The following is a 23,021-nucleotide window of genomic DNA, read 5'->3' on the forward strand; positions in this document are numbered from 1 at the left end:
TCTCACGGCTGCAAAGCAAAGTTCGCGATACCCATGACCCGTTCCAACGCCAAGCGTGGCGCCCAAGTCCGATCTTCCGCCTTGGCTGTTCCCGGGATTTATCTCGGGTGCGCCGGCTGGTCTTTGCCGCAAGGCGCGCAAGATAGCTTCCCACCGGCCGACAGCCATCTGCAACGCTACGCACAGGTGTTCAATGCGGTCGAGATCAATTCGTCGTTCTATCGCACCCATCTGCCAACGACTTATCGTCGATGGGCGGCTGTCGTACCCGGCGATTTCCGCTTTTCCGTGAAATTCCCGCGAACCATCACGCATGACGCCAAACTGCGCGATTGTGGCGATCTCCTGAAAACTTTCCTTGAAGGCGTGGATGAACTGGGCGAGCGATTGGGGTGCCTGCTGCTGCAATTGCCGCCCCGGCTTGCCTGGGACCCGCACACAGTGCTGCCTTTTCTCGCCGGGCTTCGACAGATGCATCAGGGCCCGGTGGTCTGCGAACCGCGTCATGCTTCGTGGTTCCACCTTGATGTCAGCCGTGTCCTGAAAGCCCATGGCGTGGCCAGGGCCGGCGCGGATCCGGCGTTGTCCTTGCGGGCCCGAGTACCTGCGGGTGATCGACAACTGCAGTATCTGCGGCTGCATGGCGCACCAAGAATGTATTACGACAGCTACGCGGCAAATGTGCTGGAAGACCTTGCGCGTCGCTTGCTGCGCCCCGTCGCTGACGTCAGGCAGCGCTGGTGCATTTTCGACAACACCGCACTGGGAAGCGCCACGTACAACGCGCTTTCCCTGCTTGGGCACCTGCCACCGCGATAACGCGTCGTCGATTTTCAGCCAGTCGCTGCCAGTGCAGACAGAATCGGCACTGTCATTGGCTTCGCCGCGGTGGGTAGGCATCGGCCTTCACCTCTCCTGGGTTATCCCCTGCTCCGGAACGGCGTCAAGACCCGCTCCGACCCATCGCCAGCGGTGCGCACAGCGCTCAAGATCTCCGGAATGGAAGGAGAAATAACCTGTTTTTCAAATACTTGTGCCGACTCATCCCTCGTCGATCACATCTATTTCGCTTGTCAAGCGAATTAGGTGCATTATGGGCGTCGGCGCCCCATGAATCATAGAACTGTGACGCACCTAACGGTTTGACCGGGTGGTTTGTGCAAAGGGGCATGTCGAGTTAGCCATATCAAGCGACCAGGATGATCGTATGGGGAATCTGGAAGATACCAAGCTTGCGATTGTGGGGCTGGGCTATGTGGGGCTGCCGCTCGCCGTGGAATTCGGCAAGCGTTACGACACGGTCGGCTTCGATATCAACCAGGCTCGGATAGGCGAGTTGGCGAATGGGCATGACCGGACGCTGGAGGTTGATTCGGCGGAGATTGCCGAAGCGGGGCATCTGCGTTTCAGTGCCGAACTGGCTGACCTGCGTGACCGCAACGTCTATATCGTCACGGTTCCTACGCCGATTGACGTCGCCAAGCGGCCCGACCTGACGCCGCTGATCAAGGCCAGCGAACTGCTGGCCAGGGTGCTCAAGGTGGGCGATATCGTGGTGTACGAATCCACGGTGTATCCGGGCTGCACCGAAGAGGTCTGCGTTCCGATCCTCGAACACGGTTCCGGCCTCACCTTCAACCGCGACTTCTTTGCCGGTTACAGCCCCGAGCGCATCAACCCCGGCGACAAGCAGCATCGCGTCACCAGCATCCTGAAGGTCACCTCCGGCTCCAATCCGGAGACCGCCGATTTCGTGGATCGCCTGTACGGATCGGTGATTACTGCCGGCACGCACAAGGCCAGTTCACTGAAAGTGGCCGAGGCGGCGAAGGTGATCGAGAACACCCAGCGCGATCTCAACATCGCGCTGGTCAACGATCTCGCGATTCTGTTCAACAAGCTGGGCATCGACACGCTGGAGGTGCTGGAGGCGGCTGGCACCAAGTGGAATTTTCTGCCGTTCCGGCCCGGTCTGGTGGGCGGGCATTGCATCAGCGTGGATCCCTACTACCTGACTCACAAGGCGCAGGAGGTCGGCCATCATTCGGACGTCATTCTGGCTGGCCGGCGCACCAATGACGGCATGGGGCCATATATCGCCAATGAGGTGATACGGCTGATGGTGCGCAAGGGCATCAATCCGGTGAAGGCCCGCGTGCTGATCCTTGGACTGGCGTTCAAGGAGAACTGCCCGGATCTGCGCAACACCCGCGTAATCGACATCGTGCAGGCATTGCGCGGCTACAACACCGATGTCGATGTCCACGATCCGTGGGTCAACCCCGCCGAGGCCGAGCATGAGTACGCCATCGCGCCAGTCGCGAAGCCGCAGCCGGGAGACTACGACGCAGTGATCGTCGCCGTCGGCCACCAGCAGTTCCTCGCCATGGGGGCGATCGGCATCCGGGCGTTGGGCAAGCCTGCATCGGTGTTGTACGACGTGAAATGCCTGCTGCCTCGCGACGCTGTCGACGGGCGTCTCTGAGCAAGGGGGATTGCCATGAAAGTGCTGGTTACCGGTACCGCCGGTTTCATTGGTTCACATGTCGCGCTGCAGTTGCTTGAGCGCGGCGATGAAGTGATCGGTCTGGACAATCTCAACGATTACTACGACGTCAATCTGAAAAGGGCCCGGCTGGCACGCTTCATGGGGCATCCGGGCTATACGCATGTCCACGCCGACCTGGCTGACCGCCAAGCCGTGGAAAGTGTGTTTTCCGTGCATGCGCCGCAGCGTGTGGTCAACCTGGCCGCCCAGGCGGGCGTGCGCTACGCGGCGGAAAACCCGCATATCTATGTGGCCAGCAACATCACCGGGTTCCTGCACGTGCTGGAGGGTTGTCGCCAGCACAAGGTGGAGCATCTGGTGTTCGCCTCCACCAGCTCGGTGTATGGCGCCAACACCGCCATGCCGTTCTCGGAACACCAGTCCACCGAGCATCCCCTTACCCTCTATGCGGCGACCAAGAAAGCCGACGAACTGATGGCGCACAGCTACGCGCATCTGTACGGCCTGCCCTGCACCGGCCTGCGTTTCTTCACGGTCTACGGTCCGTGGGGACGGCCGGACATGGCGCTGTTTCTGTTCACCAAGGCGATCCTTGCCGGCGAGCCGATCAAGGTGTTCAACCACGGGCATCACCGGCGCAGCTTTACCTATGTCGACGACATCGTGGAAGGCGTGATCCGTGCGCTCGACACGATTCCAGCCAAGGACGTTCAATGGAATGGCGCCGCCCCGGATCCCGCCAGCAGCGCGGTGGCGCCGTACCGCCTCTACAACATCGGCAACGCGGAGTCGGTGGAGTTGTTGCGCTACATCCAGGTGCTGGAGCAGTGCCTGGAATGCAAGGCGCGGATGGAGATGCTGCCGTTGCAGGCGGGCGACGTGCCTGACACCGAAGCGGATGTGTCCGGCCTGATGCACGCGGTGGATTATGCGCCGGGCGTGTCCGTCGACACGGGCGTGTCCCGGTTCGTGAATTGGTATCTGGACTATTACGGCGTGCAGCAAAAGGTGTCCCGAGCTGGCTGAGTACGGCGATCCGGGCTCGGCAAGTTGATGCTGTGCAAATCATGACGGGAGGATGGAGGATCAATGATCATCGACTACCTGGATGAGTCGGCGGCGGCCGAGATTGACGTGGATCTTTGTATCATCGGCGCGGGTGCGGCCGGCATCGCCATTGCGCGCAGTTTCATCGGAACATCGGTGACGGTATGCGTCATCGAGGGTGGTGGCCTTTCCGGTGAGGAGAAATGCCAGGCGCTGTATGAAGGCTCATCCGTCGGCAGCCCGCCGTTCGATCCGGGCACATCCCGCATGCGGGTTTTTGGTGGCAGTTGCACGCTGTGGGGCGGCGGCTGCATTCCGCTGGGCAAACATGACCTGAGCCAGCGCGACTGGGTGCCGCACAGCGGCTGGCCGCTTTCCTATGAGGACCTCGAGCCGTATTACGAACGAGCCCGCGCCTACTGCCAGATAGATACACATGAATTCGGCGAGGGCTCGTTTCTCGGCCCGCTGCATCGTCAACCACTGCCCTTCGACGAAGAAAAGCTGGTCAACCAGATTTTCGCGCGCAGTCCGATCCTGTTCGGGCAGGCCTACCGCTCCGAATTGAACCAGGCGCCGAATATCCAGGTCCTGCTGCATGCGAACCTTCTCGAACTAGAGAGCTGGCCTGACGGCACATCGGTTCGGCAGGCACGCATCGGGGCACTCGACGGCCGCAGCGGCCGGGTTCGCGCACGTCAATACGTATTGGCATCGGGCGGTATCGAAAATGCCCGCTTGCTGCTGCTCTCCGACACCCAGGTTCCTGGCGGCTTGGGCAACGATCGCGATCTGGTGGGCCGCTTCTTCATGGATCATCCCAGTGGCACGCTGGGCACCGTGGTCACCGATGCCCCTGACCGACTTACCCGGCCTTATGACCGCAACCTGGGCAAGGGTCCGGCACCCACCTTTCCGGAAATCGGCTTGTCGAAAGCGGCCCAGCGAACGCATCGCATGCTGAGTGGACGCGTCCATCCCTTTGCCGTGGAAGGCACGGTGCCGAAAGGCATACGGGCTCTGCGGAATTTCCGGGCGGCACTGCATCCTCCGGCACGTGATGAAGGCTCGATGCTCGAGGCGCGCTTGTGCGCCGCGATGAAGAACGGCCCGGCCAGCGCTGACAACGTCACCATGACCGGCGAAAACATTGCCCTGCTCGGCCTGCGATTGGGCCTGGGCGCCAGCGACATCGTGCGCGCATTCCTGCAAAAACTGGCTGACAAGCCCGTGGTCAGCAGCAACCATGTCGACCTGGTCGGGTTCTTCGAACAGGCACCCAACCCGGACAGCCGCATCACCCTGGGCACGGAGGTCGATGCACTTGGCAAGCGCAAGGTCTGCGTCGACTGGCGGCTCACGGCATTGGATCGACATACCTATCGCACCGCCGCAACGCTCTTCGGCAATGAACTTGCGAACGCCTGCGGCGGCACGTTTCAGCTCAATCCGTGGCTGGAGGGTGGCATAGACGCAACTCCCCAGGTTCATGGCACCGCCCATCACCTCGGCACGACGCGGATGTCCGACGACCCCAGCCAGGGCGTGGTCGACCGGCACTGCCGAGTCCACGGCATCGACAACCTGCACATCGCCGGCAGTTCGGTTTTCCCCACCGGCGGCTGGGCGTTTCCCACGTTCACCATCGCCGCACTGAGCCTTCGCCTGGCGGAAGATTTGCGCGAGCTGCTGGCCAGACCAGCGGTATCGCGTGCGGCATGACATGGTGCAACGAAGTCATGCTGCCCGCTGACCAAAACACTTCAGCATCCGACTTCATCCGGGCCGCCATCGGCGTGCTGGAAAAGGGCCATTTTTCGTCACCGGCTCCGAATGAAGCATGCGTGGTCGTATTTGACAGCGCGGCGTGGACGCCCTTCATCGGTTCGGCAGAGCAACTGCTCAGTGCCCCCGAATGCGCCCGTTCGGCGCGACTGCGTTTTGCTCGTGACCGCTCGACTTACGTCCTCGCGCACGCATGGTGGCGAGTGATGCTGGGCATCAGCCTTGACCTGGATCCGACTGAAGTCCCGTTGAGCAGCTCCGCTGCCGGTCAACCGTTGCTACTTGGCACCGGCTTTTCGACCAGCTTGAGTCACAGCGGTACATGGGTGGCGATGGCGGTCGGCGGCGGCGCCACGGTAGGCGTCGATATCGAATGCTCGCCGCCGCACACGCCGCTGAGCGCACTGATGCCAGACATCTGCACGCCCGATGAGATAGCCGGCCTGGAAATCTTGTCCCCGCCCCATCGCGAAACTGCCCTGCTTGCGCTGTGGACGCGCAAGGAGGCCTTGCTGAAAGCTTTTGGGGTGGGGCTTGGCGCGGATCCATCGCACCTTTCGGCCCGCACGGACGGGCTTGCCATGCCGCCTCCCCTGACCACGGAATCGCATCAAATACCCTGCCGCGTGGCCAATCTGGAATTGCCGATCGGCGTGGTCGGCGCCGTGGCCATGCCTGCCTCGACGGCCATCGTACGGCTGTGCGCGTTGGAAGATATTTGAAACCACGGGTATGCACGAGGTGCCAATGGTGGAGGTAAAGCCGATTTTTTTGTGACTTAAGTCTCATATCAGATATTTATTTCTGGACAATTTCTTTTAGTAGTGCTTGGCATTTCCAGCCAGACAGCGTAATGTCGTTTGTCCGCAACAAGGGAAGGCGCAGCCAACTTGGAGGGGGAAGTCAGATGTTTCGTTCTCTGCGACAGCGGATCGTGCGCTTGCTTCTGGTGCTCGGTATTTGCGAATGGCTGCTTCTGGCCGCCTCACTCGCCCTTGCCACGCACCTGCGATATTTTCTTTTCCCGGACGACCTGGCCCAGTTTTCTCACCACCTGTTCTCGCGCTCACTGATTTTCGCCACCGTCGTCATCTTCGGCGTCGGCGCCATGGGCGCCTATCGCCCTCACCTGCGCACCACGACACTGGGCCTGCTGGCCCGGCAAACCGTGGCATTCACACTGGGCGGTGTCGCCCTGGCCCTGGGCTACTACGTGGTGCCACAGGCCTACGTGGGTCGTGGCGTGCTCGGCATTGCCCTGATACTGGGTTTTGTCGCGGTAGCGCTGTTTCGCATGCTTTTCATGCACCTGGTCGATGTACAGGCCTTCAAACGGCGCATCCTGATCCTGGGGTCCGGCTCCCGCGCAGCCCAGATCCACAGTCTGATGCGCCGGCGCTCCGATCGACGCAGCTTCCATATCGTGGGTTACCTCCGCTGCCCACATGAACCCATGCTGGTGCCGGATGAACTGGTACTTACCCCCGACGCCTCGCTCCATGCCCTGGTGATGCGCGAGAAAGTCGACGAGGTTGTGGTGGGTGTCGACGATCGCCGTGGCGCATTGCCCATGGAGGATCTGCTCGAATGCCGACAGGCCGGCATCACGGTCACCGACCTGACCTCGTTTTTCGAACGCGAATCTGGCCGGGTGCAACTATCCCTGCTCGATCCGTCGTGGCTGGTTTTTTCACGGGGATTCCATGCGACACCGCTGCATCGAATGTCCAAGCGCTGCTTCGACCTGATTGCCGGCGGAATCTTGCTGCTGCTTTGCTGGCCGCTGATGCTGCTGGTCGCCCTGGCCATCCGGATCGAGTCGGGCGCGGGCCAGCCGATTCTCTATCGCCAGGAACGAGTCGGTGAGCGCGGTCGAACCTTCTGGCTGTACAAGTTCCGCAGCATGCGCACCGACGCGGAGTGCGACGGCATAGCCCGCTGGGCCAGCAAGAACGACGACCGCGTTACCCGTGTCGGCCGGATCAGCCGAAAGCTTCGGCTGGATGAGCTGCCGCAGCTGTGGAACGTGCTGAAGGGCGAAATGAGCATTGTCGGGCCGCGGCCCGAGCGCCCGCAGTTTGTCGCCGACCTCGCCACGAAAATCCGCTTCTACGGCTTGCGACACAGCCTGAAGCCGGGCCTCGCCGGCTGGGCCCAGCTGAGTTATCCCTACGGCGCTACCGAAGCGGATGCTGCCGAAAAGCTCAAGTACGACCTGTTCTATGTCAAGAACCACAACCTCCTGCTGGACATGGTGATCCTCATCGAAACGGTGGAAGTGGTGCTGTTCGGGCGTGGCGCACGCTGAGCCATGCCGCTCAATGAAGCACTTCCTGCGCATGGTCCACCGTCTTGAGCGGATGCAACACGGAGCTGTACCAGTCGACCACTTTGCCATGATCAAAGCGCACCCACGAGCCACCGTAATCCCAGCGATTTTCGTGGATGACCTGGGGTTCTCCTTCGAGGATGCGGACATCTTGCGCCGACATGCCCACGTACAGCACGGTCCTCGTCGGCGCATCGCGCGGCTCGGCGCCCTGGTCAGTCGATGCCAGCATCGACGGCGTTTCAGCCAGCCAGCTCGGCGGCGCCACATTCCACCACAGCACACCTATCGCGATCATCCCCAACAGGACCAGCGCTTTCGAACGGCGGCGTGGCGACGCCTGCGGCGAGCCGAGTGGCCGCACGGGTCGAGAGCCCGAATCAGCGGCAACCACCTTGCTCGACACGGTGAATCGTGGCGGAGGCATCGCCGCACCAGGAAGCCGCCCATGCCGCCGATGAAACGCCATGGCGGCGCCGTATTGCGCGATCACTTCCTGCAGCGGCGCCGCCTCGACAGCCTCAAGGCGAGCTGGAGCTTCCGCCGGGCGATCCGGGTGATGCACGGCCACGTGCTGCCGATAGGCAAGCTTGAACTCGGCCAATCCACAACCCGGATCAAGTCCAAGGGTTTCGTACAGATCAAGAAAATCGGTCTGGTTTGCCAAGTTGCCTCCCCTGACGGCCTGTGCATGCACCGCAAATCGCCCCGACGACTTCCCGAAATCTCATCCGCCGACGCATCAGCGAGGGTGGATCGCCCTTCCGCGCCCGCCCATGAGTGGCGCCGCGCCCATTCAGCTCCAACGGGCTGGGCGCTGACCCTGTTGTAGGGAAAACCCTCACGCACCATGGTCGTCACAAGCATATATGCACTTGACTTAATGTGATGCAGTTCGCAGAATAATTATCCCGATTGGAGGGGAATTCCATGAACGGTTATCGCCACTCTGCTGCTGCTTTTTGTTGCGGCACCGTGCTGGCCGTGCTTCCGGGCATTCCCCAAGTCAATGCGCAGTCCTCTGCATCGGTGCCCTCCCTTGGTGCCCATACCTTGCTCGCCCAGTCCGAGGGATTTGGCACGAATCCCGCCGTCACTGCTCCCATCACCACGCAAGCTCACGGCAGCTCGCTGATTGTTTTCAACGGGGGCTATTCAAGCGCATCCGCTCCCCCCGTCGACAGTTACGCCAATCACTGGAAGCAAGTGGGGAGCACCGTCCCCTACGGCAACGGCTACGGCGATCGTTTTGACGTGAAGGCGTATCTGGCGCTGTCGGCCAAGGGCGGGGCCCATCACACCGTGAGCATTGCCAAGCCGGAAGAAGCCGCGGGCGAGATCAGCGTGCCATTCATCGAGATTCTTCATGGCGGCGTGTTGCAGGACGTTGCACAAAACTATCCACCGACCAGCATGGTGATGACCAGCGGTCGGGTGACCACCACCGGGCCTGCCGCGCTGGTCGCCGTGTGGTGGGGCGATGGCGGCATCACGCACATGCGCGCCGTACCCAACAACGGGTTTGCCGTGATCGACAGCTTCCTGATGCTTCCCGACAACAGCGGGGTTCAATGCGCCGTGGCGTTCAAGCAGGTGCGGGCCGCCGGAACGTACGACGTGAGCTGGACGGGCGTGCCCGTCCAGGGCGCCATTCTCTGGCTGTTTGCTTTCCAGTCCGGGTGAGCCCGGCGCACAACAAGGCACTCATCGATTTTAAACGTTGGTAGTCCGGTCAGGCCGGCACGGGGGAAGGAAAGGCAATCATGCGGCGGTCAGTCATGCCAGCGAGTCAGTATGCCGAACCCTTGCTGCGCGGGCGAAGGGTAACTTCGCGTCTGCGTGACTCGGATCCGGCAGCGCTGCACTGCCGCCCCGGGGGAGGCTCTTGCTGCTGTCTGCCGCGGCAACTTCCGCGCATTTGCAGCCAGCCAGCCCGCGCCTCCCGGCACCCGAATGTACGGTGGTCTTCACACGGGAAATATCCGCTGGATCAGCTGCCACGTCGCGCGGCAGGACGGATCCGTCCGCACGCGCCGCCAATGAAAACCGGGGGGACAACATCACGAACAGGCCGGTCTTGCGCTGTGCAGGAGAATGCCAACATGAACGTCAGTACCCCGATGCCCATCGATGTCGACTGGAGTCATTTTGATCCATGGCGCACTCAGGCGGTGCGGCATCGACTGAGCGATCATCCGCTGCTGCAAGCCGACCAGCTGGTCGCCCTGGGTGACAGGTTCCGCTGCAGCAGCCGGCTTTTCACATTCAACAACGGTGCCAGCGCGGCCGCCGACTTTGACGCGGTGTCGCGTCTGTATCCGAACACGAAGACCGTCAAGGAATCGCTTCAGAACATCACCGATGCCAAGGCGTGGGTGCTGCTTCGCCATGTCCAGGCTGACGCGACCTATCGCACGTTGATCGATGAGACACTCAATCCGATCCAGCCGGAAATAGAGCGCAAGGATCCGGGAATGTACTACCGCGCCGGCTGGATCTTCGTGGCTGCACCGCGTACGACCACGCCATTCCACATCGACCGGAACCAAGGAATCCTGCTGCAGGTTCGGGGCACCAAGACGGTCTACGTGTGGGATGCGGAGGACACCGAAGTCGTCACCGAGCGTGCCCGCGACGTTTTCCATGCACGTCACGACCTGGGGCTGGTCAAGTGGCATGAGGAATTCCGCGAGCGCGCACACGTATTCAAGGTCAGCCCCGGTATGGGCGTCTACATTCCGGAGACCTGTGCACACCTGGTCGAAACCAGCGACGAACCATCGACCACGATAAGCCTGACCTACAGCACCAAAGCCACGCGTCGCCACGCCCTGGTGCACGTGATGCACGACCTCATGCACCGCAAAGGCATCGAACCACCACCAGTCGGCAAACGACCGCTGCTGGACAAACTGACGTACGCCGCCGGATCCGCGCTGGTCGCGGCCCGTGGTGTCGGCAGTCACCCGCCGGCGTGCCCGTCGCTGGCACATCACGACCCTTATGCGGTGGCGGATTGACGCCTGAGGAATCCCGGCTGCGAAGTACATCGCATCACCGGTTGCTGTAATCACTAGGTATGGGGAGATCGCGAAAGGATGAACGCGTTCAAGGCCGAAAAACGGGATGACATGGCCGCGGGCCTGCGGCTGCTTGATGTACTGCCGACCACTTCGGGGGCTGGCAGTACCCTTTGGATACATTGCGAATACGCACTGGACCAGCCATTGGCCTTGGCGTTGATCGAGTGTGCGCGTCGTCATGCGGTCACGCCGTCGACCATCCTCTGCGCGGCGCTGGCATCGGTCGAAGCACGCTGGACCGGAGCGGACTCGGTCGTCGCCAGCCGCGTTGCCCCGGGCCATTCGTACCAGTGGATGATCGAGACACCCCGCACGGGCGACCGCGACTGCTGGCTGACTGCCTTCGCCACGACGCTGGAAAGCAGTGTCGTGGATCTCGCCCACGACACTGCCTGGAGCGTGGTCGACGAGGATGTCCATGCAGCTCACGAAGTGGCCTCGGGCAATCAGCACGCTGCGAACCTCAGCCGCTGGCAGTTGATCAGCCCTGCCCCCGCACGGCTGAAAGTCGGCTTCCGTGCGCCGCTCAATGCCGCTGCGGTCGACCTGCTAGCCGATGGTGTCCTGCGTATGCTGGCGGCGCTGACGGCGCCACTGCCGACCGCACTTGAAGCCATCGACATGCTGGATGCCGACGAGCGCCGAAACATGCTGGTCGACTGGAATGCCACCGTCGTGCCGCGTCGTGGCAGCGACACCGTGCACGGCCTGTTTGCCGAAGTGGCGCGGCAGCAGCCAACCCGTCCGGCGATCCAGGTGCAGGGGCGCACGCTGTCCTATGCCGAGGTTGATGAGCGCGCCAATCGCGTCGCCGCCCGCCTGATCGCCGCCGGTACCGGCGTCGGGTCACCGGTGGCCCTGCTGCTTGAACGCTCACCCGAGGCGATCATCGCCGTGCTGGGCATTCTGAAAGCGGGCGCCGCTTACCTGCCGCTGGATCCGGCCTACCCCGTCGAGCGCATCGCCCTTGTCGTCAACGACGCGCGCGCGGCCGTGGTGATCACCGCTGCGGCCCAGGTCACCGTTCCCGGCATCGCCGCTGCGGTGATCCCGTTTGAGCAACTGGAATCCGAAGCCGCTGTTGCCGTGTTGCCCACGCTGGACAGTGTTGCGCTGGCCTATGTGATGTACACCTCGGGATCGACCGGTACGCCGAAGGGGGCCGAGATCACCCATCGGTCGATCATCCGGCTGGTGCGCGACGTCAGCTTTGTCGACCTCGCCGAAAAGCCCCGCGTGCTGCATGCCGCGCCGCTGGGCTTCGACGCCTCGACGCTGGAGATCTGGGGGCCGCTGCTCAACGGCGGCACCTGCGTGATCCATGACGAACGCATTCCGACCGGTTGCGGTCTTGCCGGCACCATCCAGGGCCACGATGTGCGCGTTGCGTGGCTTACCGCCGCGCTGTTCAACGCCATCGTGGATGACGACGCCGGCAAGTTGCGCGGCCTCGAACAACTGCTGATCGGCGGCGAGGCGCTCTCGCCCAGCCACGTGCGCAAGGCTTATGCCGCGCTACCGGATACCGTGATCATCAACGGTTACGGCCCCACCGAATGCACCACCTTCGCCGCCACTTACCGGATCCCGCGCGAGCTCGACAAAAACCTGCGGTCTATTCCGATTGGCCGTCCCATCGCGGACACCACGCTGCATGTGCTCAATCCACGCGGCGAGCCGGTGCCGGTCGGCGTGATCGGTGAATTGCACATTGGGGGTGCGGGTCTCGCGCGCGGCTATCTCGGCCGTCCTGAACTGACCGCCGAACGCTTCATTGCCCACCCGTTCGGAGCGCCCGGTGAGCGGCTGTACCGCACCGGTGACCTGGTGCGCTGGTTGCCGCAAGGCGTCATCGAGTTCATCGGTCGTGCCGATGGCCAGGTCAAGATTCGCGGTTACCGCATCGAGATCGGGGAAATCGAGGCGGCATTGCAGCAACTGCCCGGCGTGAAGGCGTGTGCGGTGCTGGCACGCGAGGACCGACCGGATCAGAAACGGCTGGTGGCTTATTACGTTGCCGCAGATGCCGCCATCACTCCCCGCCACCTGCGCGAACAGCTGACCCGCACGCTACCGGATTTCATGGTGCCAGCCATCTACATCCGGCTGGACACATTGCCGGTCACCCCGAACGGCAAACTCGACCGCCGCGCCTTGCCGGCGCCGGACAACCGGCGTCCCGAGCTGGTCGATGCCTACGTCGCGGCCGTCGGCCCGACGGAACAACGCCTGTGCGCGCTGTTTGCCGAGGTGCTCGGCCTTGACCAGGTCGGACGCCGCGACCACTTCTTCGAACTGGGCGGCAACTCGCTGCTGGCGGTGCGACTGGTTGCACGGATCCACAGTGAATTGTCGACGGTACCGACCATCGCCGCCTTCTTCGGCGAGCCCACGCCTGCCGCACTAGCCGGAATGATCGAGGGCCGCCCCGAAAGCAGCGCGCTGACCAACCGCCTCGCGCATGGCACGAGCCCTGAAGCGACAGAGCCGATTGCCATCATCGCGATGGCCGGACGCTTCCCCGGCGCAGGCGATGTGGAAGCGTTCTGGGACAACCTTTGCGACGGGCGGGAATCGATCACCTTCTTCGGTTCGGATCAGCTCGATCCAGGTGTGCCGGAAGATCAGCGCCGTGATCCCGCCTACGTCGCCGCACGCGGCGTCATCGACGGCGTCGAGGATTTCGATGCGGCGTTCTTCGGCATCTCGCCACGCGAAGCGGAATTGATGGACCCGCAGCAACGGATTTTTCTCGAACTGTGCTGGGAATGCATGGAGCGTGGCGGCCACGTGCCGGACGCGCATGACGGACCCGTCGGGGTGTTCGGCGGCATGCACAACGCCACCTACTTCCAGCGCCATGTCAGCAGCCGGCCCGACTTGATCGACAAGCTCGGCGCCTTCCAGGTGATGCTGGGCAACGAGAAGGATTACCTCGCCACGCGCATCGCCCACAAGCTCAACCTGACCGGGCCGGCGATCAGCATGAACACCGCCTGCTCGACCTCGCTGGTGGCGATCTGCCAGGCCTTCGACGCCTTGCGTTCCGGCCAGTGCGACATGGCGCTGGCCGGCGGCTCGTCGATCACCTGTCCGCCACGCAGCGGCTACGTGTCGCAGGAAGGGTCGATGCTGTCGCCGGACGGGCATACGCGCAGTTTCGACGCCGACGCCCAGGGCACGGTCTTCAGCGATGGCGCCGCCGTGGTGTTGCTGAAGCGGCTGTCCGACGCTTTGCGGGACAACGACCCGATCTACGCCGTGATCCGCGGCACCGCGGTCAACAATGACGGCGCCGCCAAGGCCAGCTTCACCGCACCCAGCAGTGCCGGCCAGGCTGCGGTGATCACGATGGCACTCGCCCGCGCCGGCGTCGATGCGCGTTCCATTTCCTACGTGGAAACCCATGGCACCGCCACACCGCTGGGCGACCCGATCGAAATCGAGGGGCTGACCCTGGCCTTCCGCCAGAGCACCGACGAACAAGGGTTCTGCGCGATCGGTTCGCTGAAGAGCAATGTGGGTCACCTGGTCATGGCCGCCGGTGCCGCCGGTGTCATCAAGACCGCGTTGTCCTTGAGCGAGCGCCAGTTGCCACCATCGCTGCATTTGCGGGTGACGAATCCGAAGATCGATTTCGCGCACTCGCCGTTTGTCGTCAACGCGTCGCTGAAACCTTGGTCTTCCGACCTGGGCCTGCTGCGTGCCGGCGTCAGCTCCTTCGGCGTCGGCGGCACGAACGCCCATGTGATCCTTGAAGAGCCGCCGTTGCGCGAACCGTCGGATCAGGCACAAGGCCCGCAACTGTTGCTGCTCTCCGCCCGCACCCCTGCCGCCGTCGGCAGCGCTGCGGCTCGGCTGGGCGACCATCTTGCCGCGCACGCGGATGCCAACCTTGCGGACGTCGGCTGGACGCTGGCCACCGGTCGCAAGGCTTTCGCTCAACGTACCCACGTCGTTGCCGCCACCGTTGAGGAAGCCATCGCCAAGCTGCGCAATTCGGGCGCCGCCAAAGCGGTAATGAATTCCGTGCCCGGCATCGTCTTTCTGTTCCCCGGCCAGGGTTCTCAATACGCCGGCATGGGACGCGAGCTGCATGCCACCGAACCGGCCTTCCGCAGTGCGCTTGATGCCTGTGCGCGGGTCCTGCGCGAGGAGCTTGGCTTCGATCTGCGCGAACGCCTGTTTGCCGACGATGCGGAGGCCTTGCGCGCCACCGAACTGACCCAGCCGGCGATTTTCGCGATCGAATATGCGCTGGCACGCTTGTGGATGAGCCATGGCGTCCAGCCGGTGGCCATGATCGGACACAGCGTCGGCGAGTTCGCCGCGGCGGTGATCGCCGGCGTCATGAGCCTCGAAGACGGCGCACGACTGATCGCGCGACGAGGCCGCCTGATGCAGGCGTTGCCGGCCGGCTCGATGCTTTCGGTACGACTGGATGCGGGCACGCTCGGTGCCAGACTGCCGGACGGCCTGTCGCTGGCTGCCGAGAACGCGCCGAATGCATGCGTGGTCTCCGGCGAGACACCCTTGATCGAAGCTTTCCAGGCCGAGCTGGAGAAGGCGGATATTGCCTGCCGCCTGCTGCGCACGTCGCATGCATTCCATTCGGCGATGATGGATCCCGCACTGGACGCCTTCCGTGGCGAAGTCGAGCGGACGCCGTTGTCAGCGCCCACGATTCCCATCGCGTCGACTCTGGCCGGCGGCTCGTTGAGCGAAGCCGACGCCACGTCGGTGGACTACTGGACGCGTCACCTGCGCGGCACCGTGCGGTTTTCGACGGCGCTGCTGGGCCTTCTCGAGAAAACGCAGTACGCGTTCCTGGAAGTGGGTCCGCGCACGACCCTTAGCCTGTTGACGCGTCAGCACCCGCAAAGTCGCGGGCGCGTCGTGCTCGCCTCGCTGGCCGACGCGCCGACGAACGAGCGATCCGCCTGGCTGGACGCGCTCGGCCAACTCTGGTGCCTGGGTGCGCCCGTGGCAGTCGATGCGCTCGACCATCGCGCCCACCGGCGCCGCATGCGCCTGCCGACCTATCCCTTCGAGCGCAAGCGCCACTGGATCGAGATCCAGCCACACGAGCCATTGCCGCAGGCCGTGCCGCCCGCGTCGAACGTCACTGTCTTGCCGGTGACTTTTGCAGCCATACCCGCCGCCCTGCCGGAGCCACTCATGGAAACGACTTCCAAACACACGCCGACCGGTTCCGGCCGCCCCGCCCGCCTGCTGGCGCAACTGACGGAATTGTTCGAGGACGTTGCCGGCAACGAATTCGAAGACGTCGATCCGGCCGCGAACTTCATCGAGCTCGGCCTCGATTCGCTGGCACTGACCCAGGTGGCCTTGCAGTTGCAGAAGACCTTCGCCTTGAAGATCACCTTCCGCGAATTGATGGAATCGTGCTCATCGTTCGAGCGCCTCGCCGCCCACATCGATCGCCTGTTGCCGCCGGATGTTGCGACCGCCGACACGCCCACACCGCAACCCGCAAGTGTGACTCCCATGATGACGACAACGCCCCCGTCCGCAGCAGCCATCCCGTCGGCACCGTCCGGCCACCTCGTGCAGGACGTGATCCAGCAGCAGATGCTGATCATGCAACAGCAGCTTGCCTTGCTGGCTGGCACGGGCTCGGCGCCCGTGATCGCCACCGCTCCGGTCGCAGCGCCTGCGACAGCGACTCCCGTGTCCGCCGCCCCTTCAGCGGCGCCAGATGCGGCTGGCCAGGATGAAGAGGCCGCGCTCGCGCACACCAGGTATGACGTCAAGAAAGCCTTCGGTGCGATCGCGCGCATCCACTCAAACAACACCGACCTCACCGCGCGCCAGCGAGTCAGGCTGGAGGCGTTCATGCGCCGCTACATCGAGCGCACGCGCCAATCCAAGGAGTACACCCGGGAGCACCGTCCGCATCTGGCCGACCCGCGCGTCGTGAACGGCTTCCGTCCGCTGCTGAAGGAAATGATCTACCAGCTGGTGGTCGAGCGCTCGAAGGGGTCGAAGGTCTGGGACATCGACGGCAACGAATACGTCGATGCACTCAACGGTTTCGGCATGAACCTGTTCGGCTGGCAGCCGGATTTCGTGGTCGATGCCATCCGCAAGCAGATCGACGCGGGTTATGAAATCGGCCCGCAGCACCCGCTGGCCGGCATCGTCGCCAAACAGATCTGCGAACTCACCGGCTTCGATCGCGCCGCGCTGTGCAACACCGGCTCCGAGGCGGTGATGGGCACGGTGCGCATCGCTCGCACCGTCACCGGTCGCGACACGCTGGTGATCTTCACCGGTTCGTATCACGGCATCTTCGACGAAGTAATCGTGCGCGGGACGAAGAAGCTGCGCTCGGTACCGGCCGCGCCAGGCATCCTGCGCAACACGGCCGAAAACGTGCTGGTGCTCGATTACGGCACGCCTGAATCATTGGCGATCATCCGCGAACGGGCGTCATCGATCGCCGCGGTGCTGGTCGAGCCCGTGCAGAGCCGGCGCCCGGACTTCCAGCCGCGCGAATTCCTGCAAGAGCTCCGCGCCATCACCAGCGATGCCGGCGCACTGCTGATCTTCGACGAAGTGGTCACCGGATTCCGCTCGCATCCACGCGGTGCACAGGCGGTGCTTGGCGTCGATGCGGACCTTGCGTCCTACGGCAAGGTGGTCGGCGGTGGTTTCCCGATCGGCGTCATAGCCGGCAAGCGCCAGTACATGGACGCGCTGGACGGCGGCGGCTGGCAGTTCGGTGACGACTCCATCCCCACCGTTGGTGTCACCTATTTTGCCGGCACTTTCGTGCGTCACCCGCTGGCGCTTGCCGCCGCACATGCGGTGCTGGATCACCTCGCTGCCGCCGGACCCTCGCTGCAGGAAAAGCTGAACACACGCACCACCGCATTGATCGATGAACTCAATGCGTTCTGCACCGGCGTCGGCGCGCCGATCAAGCTCACGCATTTCGCTTCGGTATGGAAAGTCAATTTCATCGAAGAGCATCCGCTGCAGGATCTGCTCTTCGCGATGATGCGCAGCCGCGGCGTCCACGTGCTCGACAACTTCCCGTGTTTCTTCACCACCGCGCACAGCGAGCAGGATTTCGTGGCCATCTCCAAGGCGTTCAAGGAATCGGTGCTCGAGTTGCAGGAGGCCGAATTCCTGCCGCGTCGCCGCAACATCGAAAGCCTTGCCTTCGACGCCGCCAGACCGCCGGTGCTTGGCGCGCGGCTGGGCAAGGATGCTGGTGGCCATCCGGCATGGTTCGTTCCGAATCCTGATGCGCCGGGCAAATTCATGAGGGTTGAGGCATGAATACGAATGACCGCATGACCGCGACGGTCGCCGTCGACTGCGATCCGTTTGCCGACGTCGCCCTCGCCCGGGTGGTACCGACCACGGAGCCGCAGCGCGAAATCTGGCTTGCGGCGAAACTGGAGCCGGAAGCCTCGCTTGCCTACAACGAGTCGGTGTCGTTGCGACTGGATGGTGAACTGGACGTGCCCGCGCTGCAGGCTGCGTTGCAGGCTTTGGTCGATCGCCACGAGGCGTTGCGCGCCACTCTGAGCCCGGACGGCGAGGAACTGCGCATTGCTGCCGGGATGGAGCTGTCCTGCCCCATTCGCGATCTCTCTGCGCTCGACGAGTCGGAGCGCAGCGCGGAGATCCGCGCGACCTTGCATCGCGCGGTCATCACGCCATTCGATCTCGAGCGCGGCCCGCTGGTTCGCGTCGAGTTGCTGCAACTGCATCCTTTGTCCTGTCTGCTGGTGTTCACGGCTCACCATATTGTCTGCGACGGGTGGTCGTTCGGTGTCATCGTGCGGGACCTCGCCGCGCTCTATGCCCAACGAACCGGTCACGGCAGCGGCCCCGGTCCAGCCGATCCCTTTGGTGACTTTGCGTTGGCCGAATGCGCACGAGCGGCGACCCAGAGCGGGCGCGACTCCGAGCACTACTGGCTGGCACGCTTCAACGGCACGCTGCCCTCGCTGGACCTGCCGACGGACCGCAGTCGACCACGCCAGCGCAGCTTTGCGTCCCAACGCGAGGACCGCATGCTGGATGCCAGTCTGATCACTGAACTCAAGCGAATGGGTGCGCCGCGCGGCGCAAGCCTGTATGCCACCCTGCTGGCCGGATTCTCCGTATTGCTGCAACGCCTGAGCAGTCAGGACGACGTCGTGGTCGGCATTCCTTCGGCAGGCCAGGCCGCAGGAGGCCACGATGCATTGGTTGGACATTGCGTGAATGTGCTGCCGCTGCGCGTGGCCATCGACCCGACCACACCCTTCAGCACCCTGCTTGCGCAGGTCCGCAGCGACCTGCTGGACGCCTTTGACCACCCGCAATACACATTGGGCAGCCTGCTGGCGCACCTGGCGTTGCCGCGTGCGCCGAGCCGGTTGCCGCTGGTCAGCGTGCTGTTCAACCTGGACCAGGCGCTGGACGAACGAAGCGTCAGCTTCCCTGGCCTGAGCTTCGATTTCGCGGCCAACCCCCGCGCGTTCGAGAATTTCGAGTTGTTTGTCAATGCGGTGCAAGTCGACGGAGGTCTGCGTCTGGAATGCCAGTTCAACAGCGACCTGTTCCGCGCCGAGACCATCCGCTGCTGGCTTGACGCCTGCGAAACCTTGCTGCGCCACGTGGCGCGGGCGCCGGACACCGCCGTCCAGGCGATTGACCTGCTTTCCGAACGGGCCCGCGCAGAACTCGGCGCACTGCAACCGGAGCCCACGCCCTATCCCGCGCAACAACTTGTCCACGAATACTTCGAGAAGCAGGTCGATCTGGCGCCAGGTCGCGTGGCCATCGAGCATGACGGCATCGAGATGGACTACGCCGCCCTCGAGGCGCGGGCGAATCAGCTCGCCCATTGCCTGCGCGCCCGCGGCGTCAAACGTGGTGCACTGGTCGGGTTGATGCCATCACGCAGCACGGACATGCTCGCCGCCGTGCTGGCCGTACTCAAATCCGGCGCCGGCTACGTACCGATGGACCCGTGTTTCCCCGCCGACCGACTGGCCTTCATGGTCGAGGATACGGCGCTGGCGGCGCTGCTCGTGGATGATGCCGCGCCCGAAGCCTTTGCGTTTCCGCCCGCGCAGGTGTTGTCGTTGAAGCGGGACGCCGACGAAATTGCCCACGCGGACACCTCTCGGCTTCCGAGAGACTCGGATGCCGCAGCGCCCGACTCGGTGGCCTACCTGATCTTCACCTCGGGCTCGACCGGGCGACCGAAGGGCGTGCGCGTACAGCACAGTGCCGCCGGGAATTTCCTGTACAGCACCCAACACGAGCCCGGCATCAGCGCCGACGACAGGCTCCTGGCCGTGACGACCCTGTCGTTCGATATCGCCTTCATGGAAATGCTGCTGCCCCTCAGCGTGGGCGCCACGATCGTGCTGGCCAACCAGGGGGACGCGCGCGACGGCGCGGCGCTGCGCAAGCTGGTCGAAACCAGCAAGACCACGATGATGCAGGCCACCCCGGCCGGCTGGCGAATCCTGCTCGAATCCGGCTGGGCCGGCCATGCGGGCTTCCGCGCAGTAACCGGCGGCGAGACGCTGCCGGTCGACTTGGCGGAGGCGCTGTTGCAGCGTTGCGGTGAAGTCTGGAGCGGTTACGGCCCCACCGAGACCACGGTGTACTGCACCTTCTGGCGGGTAACCGATCCGCGCGCCGGCATTTTCATCGGGCGGCCGATGGCAAACACGACCGCCTACATTCTCGATGAGCGACGGGCACCGTGCCCGCTGGGCGTGCCGGGTGAAATCTACATTGGTGGTGAATGCGTCACGCTGGGTTACCTGAATCGACCCGAGATCGATGCCGAGCGTTACCTGCCGGACCCCTTCGCCGCGGCCTCCCCGACGCGTATGGCCAATGCGCGGATGTATCGCTCCGGTGACCGCGGTCGCTGGCTTACCAATGGCCTACTCGAGCATCTCGGACGTCTGGACTTCCAGGTCAAGGTACGCGGCTACCGCATTGAACTGGGTGAGATCGAGTCGGTGCTGGCCGATGACCCGAGCGTGGCGCAGGCACTGGTGATCACCCGCGAAGACCATCCCGGCGACGTGCGTCTGGTGGGCTACGTGATGACCCGCGAGGGCGCGACCTTCGATGAGGAAGCACTGCGTTCCCGACTCAGGCAGCGATTGCCGGAGTACATGCTGCCGCAGCACCTGATACCGATCGATGCCATGCCGCTGCTGCCGAACAACAAGATCAACCGCAAGGCGCTACCGGCGCCGCAGGTACATTCGATCGCCACAACGACCACCCGGGTAGCACCACGCAACAGCAACGAGCAGCGCGTTGCCACCGCAATGGAAGCCGTGCTGGCATTGCCGGAACTGGACGTGCGCGACGATTTCTTCGCGCTGGGCGGCCATTCGCTGCTCGCCGCCCAGCTCACCGCGCGGTTGAACCGGGAGTTCGGCATCGCCCTGTCATTCCGCACCCTGTTCGATGCACCAACGATCGAGGCCCTTGCGGCCGCCATCGGCAAGCAAATCGAAAACGGCAGCGCACCGGCGACGCAACCGATACTTCACCGCGCGCAACAGAACCGGGCACCCCTCTCATTGGTGCAGCAACGGTTGTGGTCCCTGGAGCAGATGCAGCCCGGGCGCGTCACCTACAACGCGCCCTCGGCTCACCGGCTGCGCGGCCATCTCGACGAGGCTGCCTTTGAAATGGCATTCAAGGCGTTGATGCAGCATCAACCGAGCATGCGAACCGCGTTTCGCGACAATGGTGAGAGCGTCGAGCAGATCGTCGAAGCTCACGTGGAGATGAGGCTCTTCCCGGCGGAAGACCTCTCCGGCTTGCCCGAGCCGGAGCGCGAGACCGTATTGATGGAACGCCTGCAGGCGCTCACCGACACCCCCTTCGACCTGACCCGTGCCCCGCTTTTCAGCGCACGCATGTTCCGTCTTGGCGAAAACGACCACGTATTCTTCTTCATGCCACACCACATCATCTGGGATGGCTGGTCGTTCGACATTCTCTATACCGAACTCTCGCAGTTGTATCGCGCCTTCGCCGAGAGTGCGCCGTCGCCACTTGTCCCGTTGCCGGTAACCTACGGTGACTATGCGGTCTGGCACGCACAGTGGCTGGACGGCCCGCAGTTCCAGGCCCAGCTGGCATTCTGGCGCGAGCGTTTGGCGCCGCTGGCGGATATCCGCGCCCTGCCGAGCGACCGGCCTCGCCAGCCAGGCATGTCCGGCGCGGGCCGGACCGAGTGGATCCACGTCACCGCGGAAGCCACCGCGGCGATGCATGAAGTGGCGCGCGTTGCCGACGCCACGCTCAACATGACCTTGCTGGCGCTGTATTACGTGCTGCTCTACGGCGTGGCCGGTCAACTCGATCTGGTGGTGGGCACTCCCGTACGCGGGCGCAACCAGACCGAGGTGGAATCGGTCATGGGTTATTTCAACAACCTGGTGCCGCTGCACATGACGGTCGACCCCGCGTTGCCGTTCATCGATTTCGTCCGACAGGTCAAATGCACCGCCATTGAAAGCTTTGGCCATCCGGATGTACCGCTGGAATACCTGCAGCGCGAGCTGAAGGTGGGCCGCGGTGGCGGTGCCGTGCTCTACCAGGCGCTGTTCTCGTTCCAGGATGCGCGCCGACGCGCCATCGACTGGGGTGGGCTGCAACATGAGCAGATCCTGCTGTTCCAGAGCGGCGCCACCGAAGATCTCGGGTTGTGGTTCCTGGAGGGCACCAGGGGAATGGTCGGCGGCGTGACCTACAACGCCGACATCCTCGATGCCGAGACCGCGCGCCAGCTGCGCGAGCGCTATCTGACGATGCTCGGCAGTGTCAGCGCAAACCCGGATCAGACGATTTCGGCTCTGCATGCGCAGGTAGGAGGCGACATGAGGATCGGCAGCCCGACCGTGGCGACAGTGCGGGCACCAGCAAGCGTTGCGGCTACCAGCGGCTCACCCGGAACGCCGGCCGAGCAGTTGCTTGCGGATATCTGGAAAGAATTGCTTGGCGTACCGGAGGTACATACCAGCGACAACTTCTTTGATGTCGGCGGTCATTCGCTGATGGCCGTGGACATGGCTGCTCGTGTGCAGCGTGAGGCCGGGGTGTCATTGAATCTGCTCGACATTGCCAATGGCACGCTCGGCACGCTGGCCGCCGGCGTGGGAGCGGCCCAGGCGGCGAAGGCCAACCAACCGGCAAAATTTGGCGAGCGCCTGCGCCAATTGTTTGGACGACATTGACGTGACCGCATCGGTCCGGG

General features: G+C 63.7%; 11 protein-coding genes. 10 read left to right on the plus strand and 1 reads right to left on the minus strand.

Annotated elements, in window-relative coordinates; translation table 11 throughout:
* The first annotated feature begins 33 nt into the window (after positions 1-33).
* The 6 genes from ACVWWQ_RS01740 (at position 34) to ACVWWQ_RS01765 (ending at position 7,649) form a co-directional block, all read left to right on the plus strand.
* The gene (locus ACVWWQ_RS01740) at positions 34-819 is read left to right on the plus strand and encodes a DUF72 domain-containing protein (protein ID WP_133950423.1); all 786 of its coding nucleotides are present in this window, start codon (positions 34-36) and stop codon (positions 817-819) included.
* Positions 820-1,207: 388 nt separating this feature from the next.
* A complete protein-coding gene (tviB, locus tag ACVWWQ_RS01745; protein ID WP_133950420.1) occupies positions 1,208-2,485 on the plus strand; it encodes a Vi polysaccharide biosynthesis UDP-N-acetylglucosamine C-6 dehydrogenase TviB in 1,278 nt (425 codons plus the stop codon).
* A gap of 15 nt (positions 2,486-2,500) precedes the next feature.
* Entirely contained in the window at positions 2,501-3,535 is a 1,035-nt protein-coding gene (locus tag ACVWWQ_RS01750) for an NAD-dependent epimerase (RefSeq protein WP_133950418.1), read from the plus strand.
* Between the two features lie 63 nt (positions 3,536-3,598).
* Positions 3,599-5,278 carry a GMC oxidoreductase gene (locus tag ACVWWQ_RS01755; RefSeq protein ID WP_133950416.1) on the plus strand — a complete coding sequence of 560 codons (1,680 nt, stop codon included), beginning with the start codon at positions 3,599-3,601 and terminating at the stop codon, positions 5,276-5,278.
* 17 nt (positions 5,279-5,295) lie between these two features.
* Positions 5,296-6,063 (plus strand): 4'-phosphopantetheinyl transferase superfamily protein, encoded by a 768-nt coding sequence (locus ACVWWQ_RS01760; protein ID WP_166669750.1) that lies wholly within the window; start codon positions 5,296-5,298, stop codon positions 6,061-6,063.
* A gap of 185 nt (positions 6,064-6,248) precedes the next feature.
* Entirely contained in the window at positions 6,249-7,649 is a 1,401-nt protein-coding gene (locus tag ACVWWQ_RS01765) for a TIGR03013 family XrtA/PEP-CTERM system glycosyltransferase (protein WP_133950412.1), read from the plus strand.
* Positions 7,650-7,659: 10 nt separating this feature from the next.
* Here ACVWWQ_RS01765 and ACVWWQ_RS01770 read toward each other — a convergent pair whose 3' ends face one another.
* Positions 7,660-8,337: a hypothetical protein gene (locus ACVWWQ_RS01770; protein WP_133950410.1), complete on the minus strand. Its 678-nt coding sequence runs from the start codon at positions 8,335-8,337 to the stop codon at positions 7,660-7,662.
* 263 nt (positions 8,338-8,600) lie between these two features.
* Here ACVWWQ_RS01770 and ACVWWQ_RS01775 point away from each other — a divergent pair, with 263 nt between their 5' ends.
* The 4 genes from ACVWWQ_RS01775 (at position 8,601) to ACVWWQ_RS01790 (ending at position 23,001) form a co-directional block, all read left to right on the plus strand.
* Positions 8,601-9,353, plus strand: a complete 753-nt coding sequence (locus ACVWWQ_RS01775; RefSeq protein WP_133950408.1) for a hypothetical protein — start codon at positions 8,601-8,603, stop codon at positions 9,351-9,353.
* Positions 9,354-9,772: 419 nt separating this feature from the next.
* Positions 9,773-10,690 carry a cupin-like domain-containing protein gene (locus ACVWWQ_RS01780; RefSeq protein WP_166669749.1) on the plus strand — a complete coding sequence of 306 codons (918 nt, stop codon included), beginning with the start codon at positions 9,773-9,775 and terminating at the stop codon, positions 10,688-10,690.
* 78 nt (positions 10,691-10,768) lie between these two features.
* Positions 10,769-18,061, plus strand: coding sequence for a hybrid non-ribosomal peptide synthetase/type I polyketide synthase (locus tag ACVWWQ_RS01785; RefSeq protein ID WP_457383276.1), 7,293 nt, complete (start codon positions 10,769-10,771; stop codon positions 18,059-18,061).
* Positions 18,058-23,001: a non-ribosomal peptide synthetase gene (locus tag ACVWWQ_RS01790; protein ID WP_133950404.1), complete on the plus strand. Its 4,944-nt coding sequence runs from the start codon at positions 18,058-18,060 to the stop codon at positions 22,999-23,001. Before ACVWWQ_RS01785 ends, ACVWWQ_RS01790 begins: the two co-directional genes overlap by 4 nt.
* The last annotated feature ends 20 nt before the right edge of the window (positions 23,002-23,021 follow it).

The organism is Rhodanobacter sp. TND4EL1 (assembly GCF_054061035.1).

Coding starts and splice junctions, on each gene's coding strand:
- tviB (WP_133950420.1), top strand. CDS start 1,208: ATGGGGAATCTGGAAGATACCAAGCTTGCGATTGTGGGGCTGGGCTAT.
- ACVWWQ_RS01765 (WP_133950412.1), top strand. CDS start 6,249: ATGTTTCGTTCTCTGCGACAGCGGATCGTGCGCTTGCTTCTGGTGCTC.
- ACVWWQ_RS01780 (WP_166669749.1), top strand. CDS start 9,773: ATGAACGTCAGTACCCCGATGCCCATCGATGTCGACTGGAGTCATTTT.
- ACVWWQ_RS01760 (WP_166669750.1), top strand. CDS start 5,296: ATGCTGCCCGCTGACCAAAACACTTCAGCATCCGACTTCATCCGGGCC.
- ACVWWQ_RS01755 (WP_133950416.1), top strand. CDS start 3,599: ATGATCATCGACTACCTGGATGAGTCGGCGGCGGCCGAGATTGACGTG.
- ACVWWQ_RS01785 (WP_457383276.1), top strand. CDS start 10,769: ATGAACGCGTTCAAGGCCGAAAAACGGGATGACATGGCCGCGGGCCTG.
- ACVWWQ_RS01790 (WP_133950404.1), top strand. CDS start 18,058: ATGAATACGAATGACCGCATGACCGCGACGGTCGCCGTCGACTGCGAT.
- ACVWWQ_RS01740 (WP_133950423.1), top strand. CDS start 34: ATGACCCGTTCCAACGCCAAGCGTGGCGCCCAAGTCCGATCTTCCGCC.
- ACVWWQ_RS01775 (WP_133950408.1), top strand. CDS start 8,601: ATGAACGGTTATCGCCACTCTGCTGCTGCTTTTTGTTGCGGCACCGTG.
- ACVWWQ_RS01750 (WP_133950418.1), top strand. CDS start 2,501: ATGAAAGTGCTGGTTACCGGTACCGCCGGTTTCATTGGTTCACATGTC.